This is a genomic window from Bacillus sp. OK048 (assembly GCF_900103525.1).
GTDB lineage: Bacteria > Bacillota > Bacilli > Bacillales > Cytobacillaceae > Neobacillus.
The window spans coordinates 150349-175600 of record NZ_FNHN01000007.1 but is presented as its reverse complement, the minus strand read 5'-3'; the positions used below and the strand labels follow the sequence as shown (position 1 = coordinate 175600).

Sequence of the window (25252 nt, the reverse complement as noted above, 5' to 3'; positions counted from 1 at the left end):
GCCCAATTTCGGACTGGCCCTCGCAAGATTATCGAAAAATACTCTCAAACATTTCTACCACAAAGAACTTCACTTTCACTGGCTCTTCATCATCGGACGCATAGACGGGAGCTTCTTTCGGCTTCGCCTCTACTACCCGGACAGAAGCATCTTTCACTGCTTCCTTACTAGCACTCGTATCTTCAACCTTTTTCTTACTACCAGCCACAACCTCTTCAATAACTTTCTTCTTACTACTATCCACTACTTGTTCAATAACCTTCTTCTTACTACTATCCACTACTTGTTCAACAATCTTCTTCTTACTACTATCTACTACTTGTTCAACAACCTTCTTCTTATTACTATCTACTACCTCTTCAACAACCTTCTTCTTATTACTATCTACTACCTCTTCAACAACCTTCTTCTTATTACTAGTCACCACTTCTTCTGCATTCGTATTCCTCGCTACAGTGGCAACCTCTTCCGTTGCAACTGGACTACTTTCTACCTCTGCATTCTCTGCTGCATATGCTTTGTCTTCAAAGCCATCACTTTTAACAGCTACTCCATTTGAAAAATCAAGGAAACATAATGGCGGGTAAAGCACACACCACCAATTGGCGCCCGTCCCCTCACCCAGTGTAATCAAGATCGCTTGGTACTCTCCCGCTGGATATAAAAACTCACCATACAGTTTAGTCGGGAACTGAACCTTGCCAAACTCCACCTTTACACTTTGACTTGAGCCCTGCTCTCCCACAACCTTTTCAGCAATGCCTTGAACCTCTGGAAGCTTCGAGGTAAGCACCGCTTTTGCTTTTTCCAAAGAGGTTAACTCCTGAACCCACAACGTAATCTGTTCATTCACCGCGTCTCTAACCTTGCGCTTAATCTCCTGATCCTGTGCACGATCGCTATTTGCTAGAATCCGCAGTCGAATCGCTTCAGCCGGAATCACCACCGAATCCTTCGCCATCGCTTCCGTTTTAGGAATATATAAATTCAATATCGTTCCAAACGATAAAATGATTAAATAAGACCAAACCAACACTTTACTATTCATTCTTCGCACCGTCCCTTCACTATCCTCATTGTGGACAAATGCCAAGAATCTTAAACTAGTAAATTTAAAAAAAGCTAGATTTTAATTACGACTCTTTTCTAAACTTTTGGAGTGAAACTTTAGAAAACAGGCTTAATCAAAAGTCTCTGTTATAACTGAATATTGATTTCCTGCGTTTTAAAAATAACCGGAAAAATTCCGTTTATATTGGAAAATACTCATATTTCCCTTAAAATAAGCGGAGTTTTTCCGGTTATCCGATCCAAATCGATGGATTTTGTCATATTTAGAGCAGTTAACCGGAATATCTCCGCTTATATCTGCTTCTAAAGCCTCCTCTATATAGATTAACCGGAAATTCTCCGCCTATTACTTCTCATACCTCTACGAAAATCAACCATGAATAATAACAGTCTTAATCAAAAAAAAATATGCACCTATACGATTACGGTACATACTTCAGGATTCCATGTAAGTATACGGAGTATTCCCGCCGGATACATTCTCTTAACTTGATTTTGCCTTCACGTTCTAATTCTCCAGCCCATGCCTCAATCGCCTTTTCATCTTCTTCTGTAACCTTTTGAATCTCGACTGCAAACAAATTACCACGACTGGAACTACTTAATTTCTTGAACAATATCTCTTTATTCATTGGGTCATCCCCCTCACCTATTATTTCGACATAAAGGTGGTAATTTCCTTTTAATATTCTGAATTATTTTGCAAAAAACCGCCTTACACATAAGACGGTTTTCATTATTCACTAATCTCCGCAAACACCATCCGGTCCTTGCCATTGATATCATTGATGATTTCTACCTTCACGTTCGCAAAAGCCTTTTTAAAAAGGTCGGCTACCGCCTCCCCCTGACCGGCCCCAATCTCAAAGCCAACCAGCGCGCCTGGAGCTATCACTTCTGGCAGCTCCGCCATAAAACGCCGATAAAAATCAAGCCCATCCTCACCAGCAAATAAAGCACGATGAGGCTCATGCTCCGTTACTACTACTGACATAGTCTCGATATCACTTACCGGAATATAGGGTGGGTTCGAGATCACCACTTCAAATCGTTGACCACGAAATGGCTGCAGTAAATCCCCTTGGACAAATTGAACGTCAGCACCAAGCTGGCCGGCGTTTTCTCTGGCTACTGTCAAGGATTCTTCGGCAATATCCGAGGCATAGACAAGTAGTGACGGCTGTTCAAGCTTTAAACTAATCGCGATTGCTCCACTGCCCGTCCCAATATCAACAACCTTCAACGCGCGCTTATTGATGCGCTTTAACGTTTCGTAAACAAGTTCTTCCGTTTCCGGTCTAGGAATCAGGACCTCTTCATTGACGATAAATTTCCGCCCATAAAACTCCTCGAATCCAATAATATATTGAACCGGCGTTCCCTTTGCATGTTCGTGGACGGCTGCTTCAAACGCTTCCCATTGAGAAGGTTGGAGATCCTCACGAACATTGGCAAACAACTGCGCCCGTGACATTCCCGTAAAATGACGAAGCAACAGTTCACCCGCATGCTCCTCACGATTTGCTGTTTTTAAAAAAGAAGAAGCCCATTGCAGAGCTTCGTAAACTTTTTTACTCATCTGAACCACTTTCAAGCTTGCTTGTTTGATCTTCTAGCGTCAATGCATCGATGATTTCGTCAAGCTTACCTTCGATGATTTGATCAAGCTTCTGAATAGTTAAGCCAATACGGTGATCAGTCACACGATTTTGTGGGAAGTTGTACGTACGGATACGCTCAGAACGGTCACCCGTACCGACCGCAGATTTACGAACCTGATCAAACTCCGCCTGTGCTTCCTGTTGGAACTTGTCATAGACACGCGCACGTAAAACCTTCATCGCTTTGTCCTTGTTTTTGTGCTGTGATTTTTCATCCTGGATGGATACCACGATTCCCGTTGGAATATGGGTTAAACGAACCGCTGACATCGTTGTATTAACAGACTGACCGCCGGCGCCGCTTGAAGCGAAGGCATCAAAGCGGATATCCTTATCATGGATTTCGACCTCTAGTTCTTCCGCCTCTGGTAAGCAAACTACCGTAGCCGTTGAAGTATGGATTCGGCCGCCAGATTCCGTCTCTGGTACACGCTGCACACGGTGGGCTCCATTTTCAAATTTCAACTTGGAATAGGCACCCTGACCATTAATCATAAAGCTGATTTCTTTGTAGCCGCCAAGTCCCGTTGCATTGGCGTCAATCAGTTCTGTTTTCCAGCCCTGTGCTTCTGCATAACGGCTGTACATACGGTAAAGCGTGCCTGCAAAAAGGGCCGCTTCGTCGCCACCAGCAGCACCACGGATTTCAAAGATAACGTTTTTGTCATCATTGGGATCCTTCGGTATCATCAGAACCTTCATTTTTGCTTCTAGTTCCTCGATTTGCTTTTCTAGTTCATTGACTTCTTCTTTGACCATTTCACGCATGTCGGCATCGAGCTTATCTTCAAGCATTGCCTTGGCATCGTTGAACTGTTCGCGGACGTCTTTGTATTCTCGGTAGGTTTCTACGGTCTCTTGTATATCAGATTGTTCTTTTGAATATTCACGAAGTTTTTTTGAATCATTAATGATTTGCGGATCGCTCAAAAGCTCATTTAATCTTTCATAACGATCTTCAACAGATTGAAGACGATCAAACACAGTTACCACCTCTAGTTTTTGTCCATAACATTATAATTATAGTATAGGTGAAAACCTGCGTCAAAACCAAATTCAATCAGGAAAAATTTTTGGCAGTTTTTAGATAAAAAAAACATGCCCTGAAGCCAGAGCATGTTAACGTTGTCTTATCTCTATTGAATATCGAGGCAGGGCATGTAAGAGTTTTTTTTGGAGGGAGTCAAGGGCATTATCCCGCTCATTGCCATTGAACCGTCCTCTATCGTCCACTGTTACAGTCATCTTGTCACCAGCGTTGTTGATCCAAATGGAATCTGATCTAAAATCATCGGTTCGATTGACAATCTCTCTGGCGATATCGATATCTCTGCCGAAATTGTTTCGGTTGGATTCGTCGTTTAGCGATGTCCCTCTTAGATTCAGGAAATTTGGATTTTGGTCAGACATTGGGCCAGGCTTGTTATCTGCCTTATTTGACATATAGTTGGGACTACTGACATCATTACGTAAATTGTAGGCGGTATTGTCATTCCCTTTCTGACAGGCAGCTAGCAGCAGAACAGTAAACAACAAAAGAATGATCCACTTTTTCATCGATTGCACCTCCTATAAACTATCTTTCCCATGGAGGTCCAGAACCGGTCAAGTTAGATTATTCCAACCATATAAAAAAACAGCCTGTGACATGATCCTCACAGGCTGTTTATGCATAAATAATTGTATAAAGGGGGCTATTCTGTATAAACGGTGACAGGCACCCGCGCTGTTTTAGGTACTTCGTGATGATGACGGCATCTTGGCTCGTATGCTTCCGATGCACCAACCAAGATGACTGGATCGTGATAGGATGCTGGTCTGCCATCGATTAAGCGCTGTGTTCGGCTGGATGGTGATCCACATACACTACAAACGGCTTGAAGTTTGGTTACGGTTTCCGCAACCGCCATTAATGCAGGCATTTGCCCAAATGGCTCGCCGCGAAAATCCATATCCAGGCCTGCCACTACTACCCGATGACCGCTGTCAGCAAGCTGCTGAACAACCCTTACAATTCCTTCATCGAAAAATTGCACTTCATCGATGGCGATGATATCGATATCCGACTCTACATGATGTAAAATCTCAATCGAATGGGAAATGGGCTTCGCATGAAAAGAGTTGCCATTATGAGAAACGACAGATTGTTCGCTAAAGCGATTGTCTATTTTCGGTTTAAAAACAGCTATTTTTTGTTTAGCAAATTGAGCCCGTCGTACACGACGAATCAATTCCTCTGATTTCCCTGAAAACATACTGCCGCAGATAACCTCAACCCATCCGAGTTGCTTCATTAAATACATAAATCAGCGTCTCCTTCCTATGTACAACCCTTTTAGTCTATATTTTTAAAAATCATTACGTTTTATTCAATAAAAAACAGGCAAGTAAAGTTTCTGCTTGCCTGTTTTGAAAAATTATTCTCTCGCGTTAAGGTCTTTAAGGCCGTATTTCTTGTTGAAACGGTCTACACGTCCGCCAGCTTCAGCGAATTTTTGACGACCAGTATAGAATGGGTGACATTCTGAACAAGTTTCTACGCGAATTTCTTTCTTCACTGAACCAGTTTCAAAAGTGTTTCCGCAAGCACAAGTCACCTGTATCGTATTATAATTTGGATGAATTCCTGCTTTCATTCTTTTCATCTCCTTCCGCCCTGAATCTTTCGAAACAGAGTTATATAAATGCCTGTTTTAAGTACAAGCACCAATTACTAAAAACACACTGGAATTATTATAACAAGGTGTATCTATTTTGGCAAGCTGGGTTTTTATGGTTTTCGTATAAACTAGTCTGTTGATTTCCTCTCCAGGCACTTCGCTTTCCGCAGGCGTTGCGGTGAGCCTCCTCGGCGCAAGCGCCTGTGGGGTCTCACCTGCTCCGTACTCCTGCAGGAGTCTTCGTGCCTTCCGCGCAAATCAACAGAGTTATAAAATTATCTCAGCTTTTAAACATTGCCAAAGGAATTTTCACTATGATCTTCTACCCTTTAATTCTTCCCCAATTTGCGCGAAAAACTCTTCGTTGGATTTGGTTTGTTTTAGTTTTTTCAAGAAGCGCTCGGCAAAATCTGGTGAATCGGACATTGATTTTCTGATTGCCCATAGCTTGTCCAGTTGATCCTTCGGAAGAAGAAGTTCTTCTTTCCGTGTACCAGAGCGACGAATATCCATGGCAGGGAAAATACGGCGTTCTGCAAGCTGACGATCGAGATGCAGTTCCATATTACCTGTCCCTTTAAATTCTTCATAAATGACGTCATCCATCCTTGAGCCGGTGTCGACCAATGCTGTAGCTAAGATGGTTAAGCTTCCGCCTTCTTCAATGTTTCGGGCTGCCCCAAAGAAACGCTTCGGACGGTGGAATGCCGCTGGATCAATACCACCAGAAAGCGTACGGCCACTTGGCGGGATAACTAAGTTATAAGCACGAGCTAACCGTGTGATACTGTCCATCAAAATGACCACATCGCGTTTATGCTCAACTAACCGCATGGCACGGTCAAGCACAAGCTCGGCAACCTTAATATGATTTTCCGGTACCTCATCAAATGTGGAGCTAACGACGTCACCAGCAACTGAGCGCTCAATGTCGGTTACTTCTTCTGGACGTTCATCGATTAACAGCACAATCAAGTCCACTTCTGGATGATTGGTGGTAATGCTGTTGGCAATTTCCTTTAACAGCATCGTTTTCCCTGCCTTAGGCGGCGCAACAATTAAGCCCCTTTGTCCAAAACCAACTGGAGCAACTACATCCATAATTCTTGTTGAGATATATTTTGGAGTGGTTTCGAGTTTCATATGTCTGTCTGGATAGAGAGGAGTTAATGCTGGGAAGTGAACACGTTCCTTAGCTGATTCTGGGTCTTCACCGTTAACTGCTTCTACATGTAAAAGGCCGTAATACCGTTCATTTTCTTTTGGAGGCCGGACTTTACCAGATACTTTATCACCATTTCTTAGATCAAAACGACGGATTTGCGACGCAGAGATATAAATGTCTTCCGAACTTGGTGAGTAGTTGATTGGTCGTAAAAATCCAAATCCTTCCGATTGGATAATTTCAAGGACGCCTTCCATAAAAAAGTATCCTTGTTGCTCAGCACGTGATTTTAAGATGGCAAAAATAAGTTCTTTTTTCGATAATTTACTGTAGTATGTCACTTTAAATTCGCGCGCAAGCTCATAAAGCTCCTTTAGCTTCATGTTTTCTAAACTGGATATTGTTAAGTCCATAGTACACCACACTTTAAAATTTTTACTCTACTTCCGTCATATGAGTTACATTGCGTATAATAGAGGATTTTTCAATTACAAAAAAACAGAGGAAATAGTAGAAATGAAAGAATAGAATAGCAGAATAGATAGTATGATAAAACACTATCTATTGTACCCCTTTTGGTAAATATTAATCAACTGGAAATTATCTGTTTGTGGGAGATAATAGATTTTTCAGGAGATAAGAGACTAGAATTAAGCTCTAGTCTCTTAAAAGATTGGCTGTGTTAAACTTGGCTGTTGATTTGCGCTACAGGCGCTACGCTTTCCGCGGGCTCGCCGTGAGCCTCCTCGGCCGTTCCGACCTTGCGGGGTCTCACTCTGCTCGTACATCCCGCAGGAGTCGAGCGCCTTTCGCTCCAATCAACAGTATCCTTTAACTCAGCCAAATGTTTAAATAATTATCTTATCACTAAATTGGGTTTCTTTTTTAGACTGTGACGGCCTTCAACAAAGCGGACCGTTCCTGATTTTGCCCGCATGACGATGGAGTGGGTCGAACCATATGAGCCTTTAAATTGGACACCACGCAGCAGCTCGCCGTCGGTTACACCGGTTGCTGCAAAAATGGCATCGTCCCCTCTAACAAGGTCTTCCATACGCAGAACCTTATTCACATCTAGTCCCATTTTCACACAGCGCGCTAATTCAGCATCATTCTGTGGTAATAACTTACCGATGATTTCACCGCCAAGACATTTTAAGGCAACAGCTGAAATGACGCCTTCTGGCGCACCGCCAGAGCCGAATAAAATGTCAACGCCTGTGTTATCAAAAGCGGTATTGATGGCACCTGCTACATCGCCATCATTGATCAATTTAATTCGTGCACCCGCTTCACGGAGCTGTGCAATGATATGCTCATGGCGTGGACGGTTTAATACGGTTGCCACGACATCGCCAATATCCTTGTTTTTCGCTTTGGCCACAGCCTTTAGGTTATCAAGAACAGAGGCATTGATATCAACAAGCCCTACTGCTTCAGGGCCAACGGCGATTTTTTCCATGTACATATCTGGTGCATGAAGCAGATTACCATTATCAGCAATGGCAAGGACCGCTAGAGCGTTCCAGCCGCCAGCTGCTAAAATATTGGTACCTTCAAGGGGATCTACGGCTACATCGACTCGTGGTCCGAAGCCTGTTCCCAGCTTTTCACCGATATAAAGCATGGGAGCCTCGTCCATTTCGCCTTCACCAATAACGACGGTTCCCTTCATCGGAATCGTGTCAAATACATCGCGCATCGCAGAGGTTGCAGCACCATCTGCTTCATCTTTCTTCCCGCGTCCCATCCAGCGTGCTGAAGCAAGCGCAGCCGCCTCAGTTACGCGAACAAGCTCCATTGATAAACTTCTCTCCATGTTCTAACTCCCCCAATTGATATTTATACCTTAACAATATCATTAGTATAACATAATTAGGGGATTAGTATAGCTTATTTACGTATTTTTCAACTGTTCGGCTTCTTCTTTTGTTAAAGCTTCCCGCCAAACCGTTGCACCAAGACCATTTAATTTTTCAACAAGTTGACTATAACCTCGGTCAATATGCTCAAGACCAGTCACTTCCGTAATTCCCTCAGCCATCAAACCTGCAATAAACAGTGCGGCTCCAGCTCTAAGGTCGCTTGCCTTCACCTTTGCTCCTTGAAGATTGATAGGTCCACTGATTATGGCGGAGCGGCCTTCGACTTTAATATTGGCATTCATTCTTCTTAATTCATCAATATGTTTAAATCGGGCACTATAAATCGTATCGGTTACGACACTAGACCCTGTTGCTTTTGTTAACAGCGTTGTAAACGGCTGCTGCAGATCGGTTGGAAAACCTGGATAAACGAGTGTTTTAATATCAACAGCCTTCAACTTTTCAGAGCTGCTGACGAATACTTGGTCATCACTGGTTTCGATTTTCACACCCATTTCCCGAAGCTTAGCAATCAATGATTCTAAATGCTGTGGAATGACATTGTCGATTAATACACCATCACCCATGGCAGCCCCTAAAATCAGATAGGTTCCCGCTTCAATTCGATCAGGAATAATGGTATGGCGGCAGCCATGAAGGCTATCGACTCCATCAATCCGAATGACATCGGTTCCTGCCCCTTTAATTCTCGCACCCATATTGGTTAACAGGGTAGCCACATCAATGATTTCCGGTTCTTTGGCAGCATTTTCGATAATCGTTCTGCCCTTTGCCCGTACTGCCGCTAACATGATATTAATCGTTGCCCCCACACTGACAACATCAAGGTAAATTCGCGCGCCGCGAAGCTCGTCCGCACGCAAATAAATAGCACCCTGTTCATTTGTGATTTGAGCACCCAGTGCTTCAAACCCCTTAATATGTTGATCAATGGGCCGTGGTCCAAGATGACATCCACCCGGTAAACCGATGACGGCCTTTTTAAAACGACCGAGCATCGCCCCCATAAGATAGTAAGAAGCGCGAAGCTTCTTCACTTTTCCGTTTGGCAATGGCATCGAAATCATCGACGATGGGTCAACCGTCATATCAAAATCATTGGAAAGCTCGACTTTACCGCCTATTTCTTCGAGCAGGTCCTTCAATATTTCTACATCTGAAATATCTGGAAGTCCTTCAATTGTTACCGGTGATTCTGCTAATATGGTTGCTGGTATCAACGCAACTGCACTATTTTTGGCACCACTTATTCTTACAGTACCCTTAAGCGGATATCCGCCTGCAATTTTAAGCTTTTCCATATTCGACTCCTTTCTACGCCATTGGGATGGATTGTTACTTTTTCATTTATTATAGTATAAACCATTTATTTCCAATAGCAAGTTACATAATCCGACAGCTTGTCTATCATCTAGTTTACACCAATATTTTATTTTCATGTATCAATCTGGAAAAAAGTTTTAAAAATTGGTAAAAATTACGCGTTACGACCTTCCCAATCCTTTAAGAATGCTTCAATTCCTTTGTCTGTTAATGGATGGTGGAACAATCCCATTAATACTTTGTACGGAATCGTCGCAATATGTGCACCTCTTAATGCTGCTTCTGTAACGTGAATCGGGTTACGAATCGATGCGGCAATAATTTGTGTATCAAGTCCGTGTACGGCAAAGATATCTGCGACTTGAGAAATTAATTCTAAGCCATTTTGTCCGATATCGTCCAATCTGCCTAGGAATGGAGAAACGTATGTAGCTCCTGCTCTTGCTGCAAGAAGTGCCTGATTGGCATTGAAAATTAAGGTAACATTCGTGGTAATGCCTGCTTGTGAGAAAGCGTGACAAGCTTTTAGCCCATCAGGAGTCATTGGAACTTTTACCGTAATATTTGGAGCAATCGCAGCAAGTTCTTTACCCTCTCTAATCATTCCTTCTGCGTCAAGGGCAATAACCTCTGCACTTACCGAACCCGGAACAAGCGCGGAAATTTCTCTAATGCGATCATGGAATGAAACACCTTTTTCTTTTGCCACAAGTGATGGATTCGTTGTTACTCCTGATAATAAACCTAGTTCGTGTACTTCACGAATCTCTTCTAAATTAGCTGTATCAATGAAAAATTTCATCTGTTTCCCCTCCAAATGTGTTCGACAAGTTTCGTCAATTTTCAAACTTCTCTCTACAAGTTTGAAACCGCCCACACATAAGGGGCGGTTTCAATTTACTACTAATGTATCAAACCTTGGATAGAATTTTCAAGAGCACGAAGCCCTCTAGTCATAAAAATCTATTTCTAGCTTTTCGTTTTTGTCTAGCGCAAGCAGCCTAGGGGCTTCTGCTTTTCTATTAAGCTCTGCCTGATGAACCAAATTCGCGCATTTTGCCGATGACAGTTGCTTTGATCGCATCACGAGCTGGGCCTAAATATTTACGTGGATCGTATTCTTCTGGTAATGCTGCTAATGTTTCGCGAACTGCTTTTGCAGATGCAATTTGATTTTCTGTATTCACGTTAATTTTCGCTGTTCCAAGTGAAACTGATTGTTGGATATCCTTTAATGGAATTCCAGTTCCGCCGTGAAGTACAAGTGGCAGACCAGTAATCTTACCGATTTCTTCCATTTCTTTGAAACCAAGATTTGGTTCACCTTTGTAAGGACCATGTACGGATCCTAATGCTGGAGCAAGACAGTCAATACCTGTGCGCTTAACAAGTTCGTCACACTCTTTAGGATCTGCATAGATAACACCTTCAGCGATTACATCGTCTTCTTGTCCGCCGACAGTTCCTAATTCAGCTTCAACAGAAACACCTTTTGAATGAGCATATTCAACTACTTGAGTAGTAATTTCGATATTTTCTTCAAATGGATGATGAGAAGCGTCAATCATTACCGAAGTGAAACCTGCATCAATTGCTTCTTTACATTTTGCAAAGCTTGAACCATGGTCCAAGTGAATCGCAACAGGAACAGTGATTTTATAATCTTCTAATAAACCTTCAACCATTTTCACAATTGTTTTGAAGCCGCCCATGTAGCGAGCTGCCCCTTCGGAAACGCCAAGAATAACTGGTGACTTTTCAGCCTCAGCTGCTTGCAGGATAGCTTGGGTAAATTCTAAGTTATTTAAGTTAAATTGCCCAACAGCGTAGCCTTCCGCTTTCGCTTTAATAAGCATTTCTTTCATTGAAACTAAAGGCATTATATTTCCTCCTTGGTATAGGTTTTTATCTTCTCAAATTTAAGGCTTTCCTATTCAGGATTTCCTACGATTTTACTGATTATGTATAATCGAGAAGATAAATTGACCAGTAAAAGTTCATAAGTATCATACCAAACTAGTTCACAAAATACCATCGATGAAGCCTAGTTTTTTAAACGTTCACAATGAAAGCGGAACCACATTTTTGAACTCTATTTCTTCGGAAAAAATGACTAATTTGACTTTTGCGGAATATGTTTTCTTACCGCCGCACGAATATCATCAATATCGAATGGCTTGGCAAAATGCGTGATCGCACCAAGATTCTTGGCTTCTTGGATCATATCCAATTCACCATAGGCCGTCATAATAATCACGCGAATATCAGGATCAATGACTTTCATTCTTTTTAAAATTTCAATACCATCCATACCAGGTATTTTCATATCTAATAGGACGAGATCAGGGTCATGCTTCGTAACAATATCTAGCGCTTGAATTCCATTTGCTGCCTGGAAGGTTTGATATCCTTCCTTTGAGAATACCTCATTTAATAAAATCCGAATCCCAAATTGATCGTCAACAATTAAAATTTTCTCTTTCATAACTCCACCTCTTCCACCCTATTTTGTCATTTTGGTTATACCTATTTCTTCCACTTTGATACACTTCGACATAAATCTCAAAAATCCTTCATATATGCATAGGTAATTTGTGGTAATTGTCTTTTGTTTTTATATAGCTATAATAAATTGGAGAAGGAGGGCTTACATGTTAAAAATGTTTACAACTCAATTAACTGGATTATTTAAAAGAATTGCTGAAAAAGAAGAGTTTTCCTTCGAGGATGGCGCCCGCCTCCTTGCCCAGGGACAAACTATTTACCTTTTGGGATTCAAGGAAATGAAGGCAGTGGAGTTTGAGGCTTTGGAGGGTGCGGAACCATTAAGGGGTGCACACGTGCTAACGAATGCAGATGATTTAACAAGTGCTGACCGGGTGCTGCTTTTTTCGAGGAACGCTGATGATGTGGAAGCAATTGAATGGGCCATGAGGCTTCAGGAAAAAGGGGTTCCTTTTGTCGCCGTTTCCACAGTGGTTCCGGACGGAAAGCTAGCTGATTTAGCAGATGTTCATCTTAATTTGCAGCTGACCAAGGGGTTGCTACCAGATGATTTCGGAAATCGTTATGGATATCCAGCTTCCATGGCAGCTTTATTCATTTATTATGGTTTAAAATTTACCATTGATGAGATTTTTGCAGAATATGAGTGATCGGAGCGACCTAGATTGGGTCGTTTTTTGTTTTGGACTTTTTTTAGGGGGCTTTGGACTTTTAGACATTTATTGGAAACCAAATCCAAAAATAAGCCAGTCCCCCAAAAGAGAACTGGCCCAAGAAATTATTTTTCCAATGTAGCTTTTATAAAGTCACGGAACAGTGGTTGTGGACGGGTTGGTCTTGAGACGAATTCCGGGTGGAACTGTGACGCCACAAACCAAGGATGGTCTGTCAACTCAATGATCTCGACAAGACGGCCATCTGGGCTTGTACCAGAAAATACAAATCCAGCATCTTCCATTTCTTGACGGTAGTGATTGTTAAACTCATACCGGTGGCGGTGACGCTCATAAATCACTTCATCATCGTAAGCAGCAAACGCTTTGGTTCCTTCGATTAAACGGCACGGATAGAGACCAAGTCGTAAAGTTCCGCCTAAGTCCTCAACATCCTTTTGCTCCGGAAGTAAATCGATGATTGGGTGCTTCGTTTCAGGTACAAACTCTGAAGAATGCGCATCCTTGTAGCCAAGAACATGACGAGCATATTCAATCGTTGCCAGCTGCATGCCTAAACAAATGCCAAGGAAAGGCTTCTTCGTTTCACGCGCATAACGGGTTGCTTGGATTTTCCCTTCAATCCCACGATCCCCAAAGCCGCCAGGGACTAAAATGCCATCCACATCTTGCAAAAGCTCTGCCACGTTATCAGCTGTTACATCTTCGGAATTAATCCACTTAATTTCCACATCCGAATCAAATGCATAACCCGCATGTTTCATCGCCTCTACAACAGAAATATAGGCATCTTGAAGTTCAACATATTTGCCGACAAGACCAATACGTGTTTTCTTAGACAGATTCGTAACCTTATCAACGAGCGCGATCCATTCTGTCATTTCCGGCTCTGGCGTTGTTAGCTTCAAGTGATCACAAACAATTTGGTCCATGTGCTGTTCTTGAAGTGCCAGTGGAATCGAATAAAGCGTATCGGCATCGCGGCATTCAATGACCGCTTTCGCATCAATATCACAGAACAAGGCAATTTTGTCCTTCATATCTTGTGATACCGGCATTTCCGTACGAACGACAATGATATTTGGCTGAATCCCTAGGCTGCGAAGCTCTTTAACGCTGTGCTGTGTCGGCTTTGTTTTCATTTCGCCGGCTGCTTTAATGTACGGAATTAAGGTACAGTGAATGTACATGACATTGGAGCTGCCAATATCACTCTTGATTTGGCGGATCGCTTCCAAGAATGGCAGTGACTCGATATCGCCAACGGTTCCGCCAATTTCAGTAATCACGACATCTGCATTGGTTTCATTGCCAGCACGGAAAACACGCTCTTTAATTTCATTGGTAATGTGCGGGATTACCTGAACGGTTCCACCTAAATAATCGCCCCGGCGCTCTTTACGCAAGACGGTAGAATAGATTTTCCCTGTCGTTACGTTACTGTATTTATTTAAGTTAATATCGATAAAGCGTTCGTAGTGTCCTAAGTCTAAATCAGTTTCCGCGCCATCACCCGTCACGAACACTTCACCATGCTGATACGGACTCATGGTTCCAGGGTCGACGTTAATATAAGGATCAAATTTTTGAATCGTGACACTCAATCCGCGATTCTTCAACAAACGGCCTAAAGAGGCTGCGGTAATTCCTTTACCTAACGATGAAACAACACCGCCAGTTACAAAAATATACTTCGTCATAAAATATCCTCCTCTAATTCAGTTTGTGCAATCCACAGTAGTTTAAGGCTTCTTTTATAAATTTTTTTAAAAGAAAGAAGTCTCGGCATTGGGCCGAGAGAGCTGTATGTCAATTGGCATGGAAAAATAAAAAAGCACTCCGCTTACGCAAATCGTAAGGGAGCGCTTCATAAGCTAATGTTGATCCGTTCCTTTTTAAAGGAGCCCAAAAGTGATTTTACAAGTGCAGGATAAAAAAGTCAACCCCTATAATAGGTCGTCTTCTTCATCAGCAACCTCATCTAGTTCCTCTTCTTCATCGAGATCCTCGTCAAGGTCTTCTTCATCATCAAGTTCTAATTCATCATCAATGACATCATCGTCTTCATCCAAATCATCAACATCATCGAGATCATCAAGTAAATCGTCATCTTCATCATCTTCATCTAGAAGGTCATCTTCATCGACAAAGTCATCAATGTCATCGAAGTCTTCATCAATTTCATCGACATCATCAAAGTCTTCATCGACAACCTTTTTCGCCTTTTTCTTCTTAGGCTTAATAACCGTAACCACTTCTTCTTCCGCAGTATCAACTGGATACCAAACGCGAAGACCCCAGCGGTTATCTCCTAAGGATAGAAAACGGCCATCAATATTTATATCGGTATAAAATTGTCCAATTCTTGATCTAATTTGTTCCTCTTTTAGCTCAGTAGATGCAGCAATTTCTTTAATTAAGTCGTTAAAAGCAATGGGTTGTTTGCTGTGTTTTAAATATTCATACGCTAGCTCAATAAGGGAAAGCTCATGTAACTCCTCTTTTGAGAAACTTTGTAAACTCACTATCGGCACTTCCTTTCTCTATTTAACACTCTATGTAATGAGTTGAGTGATAACGGGCAAAAAGCCATGTCTCGCTTTAGCAACTAGGTGCTCGTATTTTGACATATTCTTCATTATAAACAATATTCTCTCGTTTATGCTAGTTCTATCTATTGTTTTACTTGATTTTTTCGGAATCCCTCTGATTGTCACTAGGTTTTTTCTCTTCTTTTAGCTTTTTCATCTCGCTCATTGCCTTCATGAAGAAGATGACCGCTAGGATAAGGAAGGAAATCGCCCCTAATTGATGTTGATAGAGAAAATATAACGGCCAGGCTAAAATGATTAATAACAATAACATATAACTTGTCTTCATCTGTCAACACCCGCCTCGGGATCCATTGATGTACGCACATCCATTATATAAGAAAAACAGTCAAGATTAATACTGGTTAAAAAATTATTTTTACAATGCCTGTGTTAAACTGGGCTGTTGATTTGAGCTCCAGGCACTTCGCTTTCCGCGGGCGGTCGGTGAGCCTCCTCGCCGCTGCGCGACTGCGGGGTCTCACCCTGACCTGCTAGTCCCGCAGGAGTCTCGTGCCTTCCGCTCAAATCAACAGGTTATAAAATCAACAGTATCATGTAACACAGCCTTCAAAAAAACAATGGCTCAAAAGCATTTGCTTTCAAAGCCATTGTCATTGGATCCAATTTACATATTTCTCCTGTATTGTCCGCCTACTTCATACAGTGCCTTTGTGATTTGGCCCAGGCTGGCTGTTTTTACGGTTTCCATTAAGGCTGCAAAGATGTTTTCGTTGTTCACCGCAGCGGCTTTTAATTTTTCGAGGGCTTTTCGTGTTGCTGCTTCGTGCGTTTGTTGGAAGGCGCGTAAGTTGGTAATTTGCAATTCCTTTTCTTCGTAGGAAGCACGTGCCAGCTCCATACTGTCAATGTCTTCTGCAGAAGGTGGATTCGGATTTAAATACGTATTCACCCCGATAATTGGCAGCTCACCCGTATGCTTCTTCATTTCATAGTACATGGACTCGTCTTGGATTTTTCCGCGTTGATATTGGGTTTCCATCGAACCAAGTACCCCGCCGCGATCATTTAAGCGTTCAAATTCTTGAAGAACCGCTTCCTCCACCAGGTCAGTTAGTTCTTCGACAATAAACGAACCTTGGAGCGGATTTTCATTTTTCGATAAGCCATGCTCTTTAGTGATAATCATTTGAATGGCCATCGCCCGGCGAACCGATTCTTCTGTTGGTGTCGTAATCGCCTCGTCATAAGCATTGGTATGAAGGGAATTACAGTTATCCTGCAAGGCCATCAACGCTTGTAACGTGGTGCGAATATCATTAAAGTCGATTTCCTGTGCGTGCAGGGAGCGACCGGATGTTTGAACATGATACTTTAGCTTTTGACTGCGCTCGCTCGCCCCATATTTCTCCTTCATCACCGTTGCCCAAATCCTGCGGGCCACCCGGCCAATTACCGTATATTCCGGATCCAAACCATTGGAGAAGAAAAACGAAAGGTTTGGTGCAAAATCATCAATCTTCATCCCGCGGCTTAAATAATACTCCACATAGGTAAAACCGTTGGAAAGCGTAAAGGCCAGCTGCGAAATCGGATTCGCCCCTGCCTCGGCAATATGATAGCCAGAAATCGAAACCGAATAATAGTTACGGACCTTTTGATCGATAAAATATTGCTGGATATCGCCCATCATCCTAAGCGCAAACTCGGTTGAAAAAATACACGTGTTTTGACCTTGATCTTCTTTTAAAATATCCGCCTGTACTGTACCGCGCACGTTCTGCAACGTGTATGCTTTTACTCGTGCAAATTCCTCAACCGTTAGCACCCGTCCAAGCTCTGCTTCTTTTTTCTTCACTTGCTGATCAATGGCTGTATTCATGAACATCGCTAGAATAATGGGTGCTGGACCGTTAATCGTCATCGACACCGATGTTGACGGGTGACAGAGATCAAAGCCGTCATAAAGTTTCTTCATATCATCGAGCGTACAAATATTAACCCCGCTCTCACCAATCTTCCCAAAAATGTCTGGACGATAATCTGGATCCTCCCCATACAACGTCACCGAGTCAAACGCCGTACTTAAGCGTTTTGCATCATCATCCTTAGATAAATAGTGGAAACGGCGGTTCGTTCTCTCTGGAGTCCCTTCCCCGGCAAACTGGCGTTTCGGATCTTCGCCTTCCCGCTTGAACGGGAATACTCCAGCCGTATACGGGTAAGAACCCGGGACGTTCTCACAATAGACCCAGCGGATAATTTCACCGTAATCTTTATAGCGTGGCAGGACCACTTTTGGAATATCCAGCCCTGAAAGGCTCTTCGTTTTTAATACCGTGATGATTTCTTTATCACGAATTCTCGTCACAAATTTATCTGCTTTGTAAGCCGCCTTTGTTTTTTCCCAGCTATCGAGAATTTTCTTCGACTCTGGTGTTAATTTCTCTTCTGTTGCTTTCTTCAGCGCTTCTAAAGCAGCTGTGACTTCCTCGCTTGCTTCCGTTTCTTTAACCGCCGCAATGGCTCCTTCAAGTTGGAACAATTTTCGTGCCATATTCGCCTGCTCCTCGGCTTTTGCGTGATAGCGGCGAACGGTCTCCGATATTTCCCGAAGGTAATAACGGCGGTCAGTTGGAATGATGACATTTTGCTTTTCCACCAATGCATCTTTTGTAAAAGAAGTCACCCATTCCGTGCTCATCTTTTCATTTACCTTTTCAATTAACGCTGCAAACAGAGCGTTCGTCCCTGGGTCATTAAATTGGCTGGCAATTGTCCCATAAACCGGCATGTCACTTGGATCTTTTTCAAACAGCATATGACTGCGCTGATATTGTTTTTGCACCTGCCTTAGTGCATCCTCTGATCCCTTACGCTCAAATTTATTGATGACAATCAAATCAGCAAAGTCAATCATATCAATCTTCTCAAGCTGTGTCGGCGCCCCGAACTCACTTGTCATCACATAAAGGGAAACATCACAAATCTCGGTGATTTCAGCATCCCCCTGACCGATTCCGCTCGTTTCCACAATTACCAGGTCAAATCCAGCAGCTTTTACGACTTGTACTGCATCCTTTATTGCCAGCGATAACTCTGATCTTGAAGACCTTGTTGCCAGACTGCGCATATATACATTTGGGTGGAAAATGGCATTCATTCGAATTCGGTCGCCTAACAGAGCTCCGCCTGTTTTTTGTTTCGTCGGGTCAACCGATAGTATCGCCACTTTTTTATCAGGCAGTTCATTGATAAACCGGCGGATCAATTCGTCCGTCAGCGAGCTTTTTCCAGCACCGCCCGTACCGGTAATACCGATAACAGGAATCTCCTTCGTTAACGATTTTACTTTTTCCAGCAAGCTTTCAGCAGCAGCAGCCGCTTCACGATTATGATCAACGTGAAGCTCTGCGAGCGTAATCAATTTTGAAATTGCATTGACATCACCTGTCGGCAGCTTTTCAATGTACTCCTGATTATCGAGCGAAACTGTCGGAAAATCGCACTCCGCCAGCATCCGGTTAATCATTCCTTGCAGCCCCATCTTCCTGCCATCGTCAGGAGAAAAAATCCAGGCAATCCCGTACTCATGCAGTTCCTTAATTTCACGCGGGATAATAACACCGCCGCCGCCGCCATAAATACGGATGTTCGGAGCACCCTTCTCCTTCAGCAAATCATACATATATTTAAAGTATTCCACATGGCCGCCTTGATACGAAGAAATCGCAATCCCCTGCGCATCCTCATGAATCGCCGCATTGACCACCTCTTCAACCGAACGATTATGCCCCAGATGAATCACCTCGGCACCGCTCGCCTGAAGGATCCTCCTCATAATATTAATCGAAGCATCGTGGCCATCAAACAAACTCGACGCCGTCACAAAACGAATATGATGCTTGTGCTGATAAACCTCCGTCATACTCATGTCTCCCCCTTTGTTTTGAAAAAAGAACCCCTATGTCAGTACTCGGACTTTTATTTTTAGAAAATGAACCTTTTGGTAGTTTCCGGGCTTTTACTTTTGAAAATGAACTTTTTGGTGATTTTCGATCTTTTTTAGAAAATGAACCTTTTGATGGTTTCCTGACTTATTTAGTCATGGACCCTTTCTTCTGTAATTGACTCATTCCGCTAATCCCCGTAAACAATAGTTCCGTTTGCAATTCAATATATTCATCTAGTGTATAGAGTTTTTGTAATGCCCACCGGCGGAAGCTCCACATTTGTCCCTCAACAATAATCGTATGAGAAAGGATTTTTGTTTGTTTTTCGGTTAAGTTCAATTCACCATTTTCCACACATAGGATAATGAGCTCTTCGAACATTGCCGCCATTTCATTTTCCTTTTTCAACACATATGGCAGGGCATCCTTCGTCAGCGATTTTGCCTCCTGATACATCACCAATATTTCCTCTTGCATTTCATCAATGACCCGAAAATAATTTGCGATTCCAAGCTTCAAACTTGCTAGTGTAGCTTGCTTATTTTCAAGATCCTGCTGCAGCCGCTCGCTCACATGTTCATAAATGCTGTCACAAACCAGATAAAGAACGTCTTCCTTCGTTCGAATATACTCGTATAACGTCCCGATGCTAAAGCCCGCCGCTTTAGCAATTTCCCTTGTCGTCGTCCGGTGAAACCCCTTTTCTTTAAAAAGTGAAACCGCCCCTTTGATCATCTGATCCCGTCTTCTTTGTACAAGGCGTTCATCTTTAACAGAAGCCTGCACTTCACGCTTTTTCATCCCTATTTCCGCCCTTTGTTCAAAGTCATGGACTGGCTATTTCGTCATCATTGGAAATAACGATGCACTTGTTATTTCGTTACCATTCTTGATATTACTTGGAGCTTGTTATTTCGTTATCATTCTTGAGATTACGAGGCGCTGGATTTCCTGTGTTCCCTCATAAATCTGGGTGATTTTTGCGTCGCGCATGAATCTTTCCACTGGATAATCCTTCGTATAGCCGTAGCCGCCAAATACTTGTACCGCTTCGGTTGTCACCTTCATCGCTGTGTCGCCAGCAAATAATTTTGACATCGCCGATTCCTTGCCATACGGTAACCCCTTAGACTCTAGCCATGCCGCCTGATAGGTTAATAGTCTTGCTGCTTCGATATTTGTTGCCATATCAGCCAGCTTAAAGCCGATTCCTTGGTTCGCAGCAATGGGCTTACCAAACTGCTGACGCTCCTTCGCATAGTCAACTGCAGCATCAAGCGCGCCCTGGGCAATTCCAACGGCCTGCGCAGCAATTCCATTCCGACCGCCATCAAGCGTCATCATCGCAATTTTAAAGCCATCGCCCTCTTCGCCAAGTCTGTTGGTGACAGGCACCTTACACTCTTCAAAAATGATTTCCGTTGTCGGCGATGAACGAATGCCGAGTTTCTTTTCTTTTTTCCCAACGGAAAAGCCTGGGAAGTCACTTTCTACGATGAAGGCAGTGGTTCCCTTTTGCTTGCTTCCTGGATCCGTCAACGCAAACACGACATAAATATCGGCGACACCGCCGTTGGTAATGAAAATTTTTGAACCATTGAGGATGTAATGATCTCCGTCTCGTCTTGCTGTTGTTCTCATTGCACCGGCGTCCGAGCCGCTGCCTGGCTCTGTTAACCCATAGGCACCGATTTTACTGCCCTCCGCCATAGGACGAAGATATTGTTGCTTTTGCTCTTCAGAACCGAATTTGTAAATTGGCCAGCCCGCTAAAGAAGTGTGTGCAGAAAGCGTTACACCCGTTGACGCGCAAACGCGGGAAAGCTCTTCAATCGCAATACAATAAGCAAGGTAATCGCTTCCAATTCCACCATACTCTTCTGGCCACGGAATCCCGGTTAATCCAAGCTCCGCCATTTTGTCAAAAATCTCGCGGTCAAAACGCTCCTCCTCATCACGCTCCGCCGCCGTAGGCCCTACCTCATTTCGAGCAAAATCCCGTACCATTTTCCGAATCATTTCATGTTCTTCAGATAAGCGAAAGTTCATCTTTACATCCTCCTTAGGGTAATTTTCCATTAACTGGATAGTTTCTTCATAAAACCGTACAGTTTCTACACAAAACAATACTGCTTCTACAAATCAAAGATATTTACTAATCACGATCCGTTGTATCTCGCTGGTTCCTTCATATATCTCGGTTACTTTAGCATCGCGGAAGTAGCGTTCGACTGGGTAATCCTCTGTATAGCCATAGCCGCCAAACACCTGAATCGCCTCAATCGCAGTTTCTACCGCGGTCTTCGATGTAAATAATTTGGCTATCGAAGCCTCAAGCCCGCACTTTACTCCTTGTGCGCGTAAATCCGCTGCCCGATAGAGTAATAGTCTGGCAGCCTCCACATTTGTTGCCATATCCGCCAGCTTAAAACCAATTCCCTGTTGGGCCGCAATCGGCTTGCCAAACTGCTGGCGTCCTTTCGCGTAATTAACGGCGGCTTCTAATGCAGCTTCTGCAATCCCGAGCGCTTGTGCAGCAATCCCGATACGCCCGACATCAAGATTCGCCAATGCAATTTTAAAGCCTTCGCCTTCTTGACCCAAAAGATTTTCAACAGGAACACGCATGTCTTCAAAAGAAAGCTGAACCGTTCTCGATCCATGGAGCCCCATTTTATGCTCATCCTTGCCAATCACAAGGCCAGGCGAACTTTTTTCGACAATAAAGGCAGAAATTCCTTTACTGCCGAGTTCCGGATTGGTGGAAGCAAAGACGATATACACATCCGCTTCTCCACCATTGGTGATAAACATCTTCGAGCCGTTGATCACATAATGGTCATCCTTCTTTACCGCGCGGGATTTCATGCTTTTTGCATCCGACCCCGATCCCGCCTCCGTTAAGCAAAAGGCAGCTAAATACTCGCCTGATGCCAGCTTTGGAAGAAACCGCTGCTTCTGTTCATCCGAACCAAAATACAAGATTGGATTTGTTCCGACAGATGTATGAACGGAAAGAATGACGCCGACAGTTGCGCTTACCTTCGAAAGCTCGTTAATCGCAATGATATACGAGACAAAGTCCATCTCTGCACCGCCGTATTCTTGCGGAACCGGAATCCCCATCAAACCAAGCTCACCCATTTTCCGAAGAATTTCACGCGGAAATTCGCCCTTTTCCATTCGTTCGACAAATGGGGCGATCTCATTATTGGCGAAATCGCGTACCATTTTTCGCATCATTTCCTGCTCTGCTGAAAATGTAAGATTCATAGTTGGACCTCCAAATTATTCGTATGTGTAGAAGCCTCGACCTGATTTCTTGCCAAGCCAGCCAGCTTTTACATATTTACGCAGCAGCGGACATGGACGGTATTTCGTGTCACCAAAGCCTTCATGTAGGGTTTCCATAATATACAGACATGTATCAAGGCCGATAAAATCAGCCAAAGTCAGCGGCCCCATCGGATGGTTCATCCCCAGCTTCATGATTTCATCGATTGCCTCTTTGGTCGCCACACCCTCATACAGGGTATAAATCGCCTCATTGATCATCGGCATCAGAATGCGATTCGCCACGAATCCAGGGAAGTCATTGACTTCAACCGGCACCTTGCTCAAAGTTTTCGTCATATCTTCAACCACCTGATAAACCTCATCTGCCGTTGCCAAACCACGAATAATCTCAACGAGCTTCATCACCGGCACCGGGTTCATAAAATGCATCCCGATTACCTTTTCCGGCCGTTTCGTTGCTGCCGCAATTTCTGTGATCGGCAGTGACGACGTATTGCTCGCTAAAATCACATGTGGCGGCGTGATTTCATCAAGCTGCGCGAACAGCTTCGTCTTAATTTCCATATTTTCAATAGCCGCTTCAATGACGAGGTCAACCGCGCGGGCATCATGCAGGTCCGTGGAAGCCGTTACCTGACTTAAAACATCCTGTTTTTGCGCTTCTGTCATTCTGCCTTTATCCACATGACGGGATAAATTTTTACTAATTACCCCTAGTCCGCGCTCGACAAACTCTGGCTTTAGGTCATTCAGAAACACCCGATAGCCAGCCTGGGCACAAACCTGTGCAATCCCCGAGCCCATTTGACCAGCACCGATGACCATAATCTTTTCAACCTTCATGTATTCCCCTCCAATTAGGGCTTAAAATTCGTTTAAACCCTTTTTTTTAAAAAAAATGCTCTGTTATTATTCATTGTTGATTTTCGTGTAGGTATAAGAATTCATAGGCGGAGAATTTCCGGTTATTGTATATAGTGGAGGCTTTAGAAGCAGATATAAGCGGAGATATTCCGCTTAACTGCTCTAAATAAGACAAAATTCATCGCTTTGGATCATATAACCGGAAAAACTCCGCTTATTTTAAGGAAAATATGGGTATTTTCCAATATAAACGGAATTTCTCCGCTTATTTTTCGAACAGAGTGAAATCAACATTCAGTTGTAACAGAGCCTAAGAAAACAATCATCTACCCTCTAGGCACCTCAATCATCACCGCATCTCCCTGGCCGCCGCCGCTGCAGATCGCGGCAATTCCGATTCCGCCGCCACGGCGCTTTAACTCATGCATTAAGGTGATAATGATCCGCGCACCGCTCGCTCCGATTGGATGACCCAATGCGACCGCACCGCCGTTGACATTAACCTTTTCAGGATCAAGATTGGCTATTTTCCCACTCACTAACGCTACAGCAGCAAAGGCTTCATTAATTTCAAATAGGTCAATTTCCTCGACCGTCTTTCCTGTCTTTTTCAATAAGCTGTTGATAACAAGTCCTGGTGTTTGTGGGAAATCCTTAGCTTCCACGGCAATGGCTGAATGACCTAGGATCACCGCTTCCGGCTGATACCCTTCGCGTAAAGCCCGTTCTTCGCTCATGATAACGAGTGCTGCTGCACCGTCATTGATTCCAGGTGCATTTCCCGCTGTAATCGTTCCGTCTGGGTTAAATACCGGTCCTAATTTTGCAAGTCTTTCAATGGAGGTGTCCTTTCGTGGTGACTCATCATGCTCTACGACAACTGGTGCCCCTTTACGCTGCGGTACGGTGACAGGCACGATTTCTTCTGCAAAAATACCGTTTTCGATGGCGGCAATTGCCCGCTGATGACTTCTAAATGCCCACTCATCCTGAGCTTCACGGCTGATTTCCATTTCTTTGGCAGTGGAATTTCCGTATGTTCCCATATGGGCACCGGTGAAGCTGCAGCTTAAGCCGTCATGAATCATTAAGTCCTTTACAGACGAATCGCCCATTTTTAAGCCCCAGCGTGCTTTTGGTAAAATATATGGCGCATTGCTCATCGATTCCATGCCGCCCGCGACAATCACCTCTTCATCACCTGCACGGATGATTTGATCGCCCAACGTGACACTCCGCATTCCCGATGCACAAACTTTATTAATCGTTTCTGTTTTCACTTCCCAAGGAAGGCCCGCTTCTCTTGCTGCCTGACGTGATGGAATTTGTCCTTGGCCGCCTTGTAATACTGATCCTAGAATCACTTCCTGCACATCTTCTGGATTTACGCCAGCTCGAAGAATTGCTTCTTTGACCACGATACCGCCAAGCTGTGAAGCAGTCAGGCTGCTAAGTGCTCCGCCAAACTTTCCAAATGGTGTTCGAACCCCGCTTAAGATAACACTTCTCCCCATTACCAACACTCTCCCCTTTTATTGCTTTACATCATTACCGACTGAACGCTCGCTCGAAAAAAGCAGTAAAAAAAATCCCCTACTTTGAAAGCGTTTTCCTAACCATTATCTATTTTACATAAAAAAA

General features: G+C 43.4%; 23 protein-coding genes. 1 reads left to right on the top strand and 22 read right to left on the bottom strand.

The genetic code is table 11. The features are described 5' to 3' along the window. Window positions 1-28: 28 nt before the first annotated feature. The 13 genes from spoIIR to BLR86_RS14450 form a co-directional block, all read right to left on the bottom strand. Window positions 29-1048, bottom strand: a complete 1020-nt coding sequence (gene spoIIR / locus BLR86_RS26950) for a stage II sporulation protein R (protein WP_090762651.1) — start codon at window positions 1046-1048, stop codon at window positions 29-31. A 445-nt stretch (window positions 1049-1493) separates the two neighbouring features. After that, the gene (locus BLR86_RS14505) at window positions 1494-1703 is read right to left on the bottom strand and encodes a hypothetical protein (protein ID WP_090762649.1); all 210 of its coding nucleotides are present in this window, start codon (window positions 1701-1703) and stop codon (window positions 1494-1496) included. 104 nt (window positions 1704-1807) lie between these two features. Then, window positions 1808-2650, bottom strand: coding sequence for a peptide chain release factor N(5)-glutamine methyltransferase (prmC, locus tag BLR86_RS14500; protein ID WP_090762647.1), 843 nt, complete (start codon window positions 2648-2650; stop codon window positions 1808-1810). Beyond that, window positions 2643-3716, bottom strand: coding sequence for a peptide chain release factor 1 (gene prfA / locus BLR86_RS14495; protein ID WP_090762644.1), 1074 nt, complete (start codon window positions 3714-3716; stop codon window positions 2643-2645). Before prfA ends, prmC begins: the two co-directional genes overlap by 8 nt. Before the next feature lie 135 nt (window positions 3717-3851). Then, a complete protein-coding gene (locus BLR86_RS14490; RefSeq protein WP_090762642.1) occupies window positions 3852-4289 on the bottom strand; it encodes a hypothetical protein in 438 nt (145 codons plus the stop codon). Between the two features lie 137 nt (window positions 4290-4426). After that, window positions 4427-5035: a thymidine kinase gene (locus BLR86_RS14485; protein WP_090762640.1), complete on the bottom strand. Its 609-nt coding sequence runs from the start codon at window positions 5033-5035 to the stop codon at window positions 4427-4429. A 114-nt stretch (window positions 5036-5149) separates the two neighbouring features. After that, window positions 5150-5368, bottom strand: coding sequence for a 50S ribosomal protein L31 (gene rpmE, locus BLR86_RS14480; RefSeq protein WP_090762638.1), 219 nt, complete (start codon window positions 5366-5368; stop codon window positions 5150-5152). Between the two features lie 336 nt (window positions 5369-5704). Beyond that, a complete protein-coding gene (gene rho / locus BLR86_RS14475) occupies window positions 5705-6970 on the bottom strand; it encodes a transcription termination factor Rho (RefSeq protein WP_090762636.1) in 1266 nt (421 codons plus the stop codon). A gap of 443 nt (window positions 6971-7413) precedes the next feature. Further along, window positions 7414-8376 carry a class II fructose-bisphosphatase gene (gene glpX / locus BLR86_RS14470; protein ID WP_090762634.1) on the bottom strand — a complete coding sequence of 321 codons (963 nt, stop codon included), beginning with the start codon at window positions 8374-8376 and terminating at the stop codon, window positions 7414-7416. 78 nt (window positions 8377-8454) lie between these two features. Further along, window positions 8455-9744 (bottom strand): UDP-N-acetylglucosamine 1-carboxyvinyltransferase, encoded by a 1290-nt coding sequence (locus tag BLR86_RS14465; RefSeq protein WP_090762632.1) that lies wholly within the window; start codon window positions 9742-9744, stop codon window positions 8455-8457. A 176-nt stretch (window positions 9745-9920) separates the two neighbouring features. Continuing rightward, window positions 9921-10568 carry a fructose-6-phosphate aldolase gene (fsa, locus tag BLR86_RS14460; protein ID WP_090762630.1) on the bottom strand — a complete coding sequence of 216 codons (648 nt, stop codon included), beginning with the start codon at window positions 10566-10568 and terminating at the stop codon, window positions 9921-9923. Between the two features lie 220 nt (window positions 10569-10788). Beyond that, window positions 10789-11646, bottom strand: a complete 858-nt coding sequence (locus BLR86_RS14455; protein WP_090762628.1) for a class II fructose-bisphosphate aldolase — start codon at window positions 11644-11646, stop codon at window positions 10789-10791. Between the two features lie 233 nt (window positions 11647-11879). Continuing rightward, window positions 11880-12251 carry a response regulator gene (locus tag BLR86_RS14450; protein ID WP_090762626.1) on the bottom strand — a complete coding sequence of 124 codons (372 nt, stop codon included), beginning with the start codon at window positions 12249-12251 and terminating at the stop codon, window positions 11880-11882. 166 nt (window positions 12252-12417) lie between these two features. On the opposite strand from BLR86_RS14450, the gene BLR86_RS14445 reads away from it, so the two are divergent. Next, window positions 12418-12921 (top strand): DUF2529 domain-containing protein, encoded by a 504-nt coding sequence (locus BLR86_RS14445; protein WP_090762624.1) that lies wholly within the window; start codon window positions 12418-12420, stop codon window positions 12919-12921. Window positions 12922-13049: 128 nt separating this feature from the next. On the opposite strand, the gene BLR86_RS14440 is transcribed toward BLR86_RS14445, so the two are convergent. The 9 genes from BLR86_RS14440 to BLR86_RS14400 form a co-directional block, all read right to left on the bottom strand. After that, complete coding sequence (locus BLR86_RS14440; protein ID WP_090762621.1) at window positions 13050-14645, bottom strand: CTP synthase; 1596 nt, start codon at window positions 14643-14645, stop codon at window positions 13050-13052. Between the two features lie 246 nt (window positions 14646-14891). After that, window positions 14892-15470: a DNA-directed RNA polymerase subunit delta gene (gene rpoE / locus BLR86_RS14435; protein WP_090762618.1), complete on the bottom strand. Its 579-nt coding sequence runs from the start codon at window positions 15468-15470 to the stop codon at window positions 14892-14894. 157 nt (window positions 15471-15627) lie between these two features. After that, window positions 15628-15825 (bottom strand): hypothetical protein, encoded by a 198-nt coding sequence (locus BLR86_RS14430; protein WP_090762616.1) that lies wholly within the window; start codon window positions 15823-15825, stop codon window positions 15628-15630. A gap of 339 nt (window positions 15826-16164) precedes the next feature. Next, a complete protein-coding gene (icmF, locus tag BLR86_RS14425) occupies window positions 16165-19425 on the bottom strand; it encodes a fused isobutyryl-CoA mutase/GTPase IcmF (protein ID WP_090762614.1) in 3261 nt (1086 codons plus the stop codon). Window positions 19426-19594: 169 nt separating this feature from the next. Further along, window positions 19595-20251, bottom strand: coding sequence for a TetR/AcrR family transcriptional regulator (locus BLR86_RS14420; RefSeq protein ID WP_090762612.1), 657 nt, complete (start codon window positions 20249-20251; stop codon window positions 19595-19597). 108 nt (window positions 20252-20359) lie between these two features. Beyond that, complete coding sequence (locus tag BLR86_RS14415; protein WP_090762610.1) at window positions 20360-21499, bottom strand: acyl-CoA dehydrogenase; 1140 nt, start codon at window positions 21497-21499, stop codon at window positions 20360-20362. Window positions 21500-21592: 93 nt separating this feature from the next. Further along, window positions 21593-22723 carry an acyl-CoA dehydrogenase gene (locus BLR86_RS14410; RefSeq protein WP_090762608.1) on the bottom strand — a complete coding sequence of 377 codons (1131 nt, stop codon included), beginning with the start codon at window positions 22721-22723 and terminating at the stop codon, window positions 21593-21595. A 15-nt stretch (window positions 22724-22738) separates the two neighbouring features. Further along, the gene (locus BLR86_RS14405) at window positions 22739-23590 is read right to left on the bottom strand and encodes a 3-hydroxybutyryl-CoA dehydrogenase (protein WP_090762606.1); all 852 of its coding nucleotides are present in this window, start codon (window positions 23588-23590) and stop codon (window positions 22739-22741) included. Between the two features lie 347 nt (window positions 23591-23937). Beyond that, the gene (locus tag BLR86_RS14400; protein ID WP_090762604.1) at window positions 23938-25125 is read right to left on the bottom strand and encodes an acetyl-CoA C-acetyltransferase; all 1188 of its coding nucleotides are present in this window, start codon (window positions 25123-25125) and stop codon (window positions 23938-23940) included. Window positions 25126-25252: the final 127 nt, after the last annotated feature.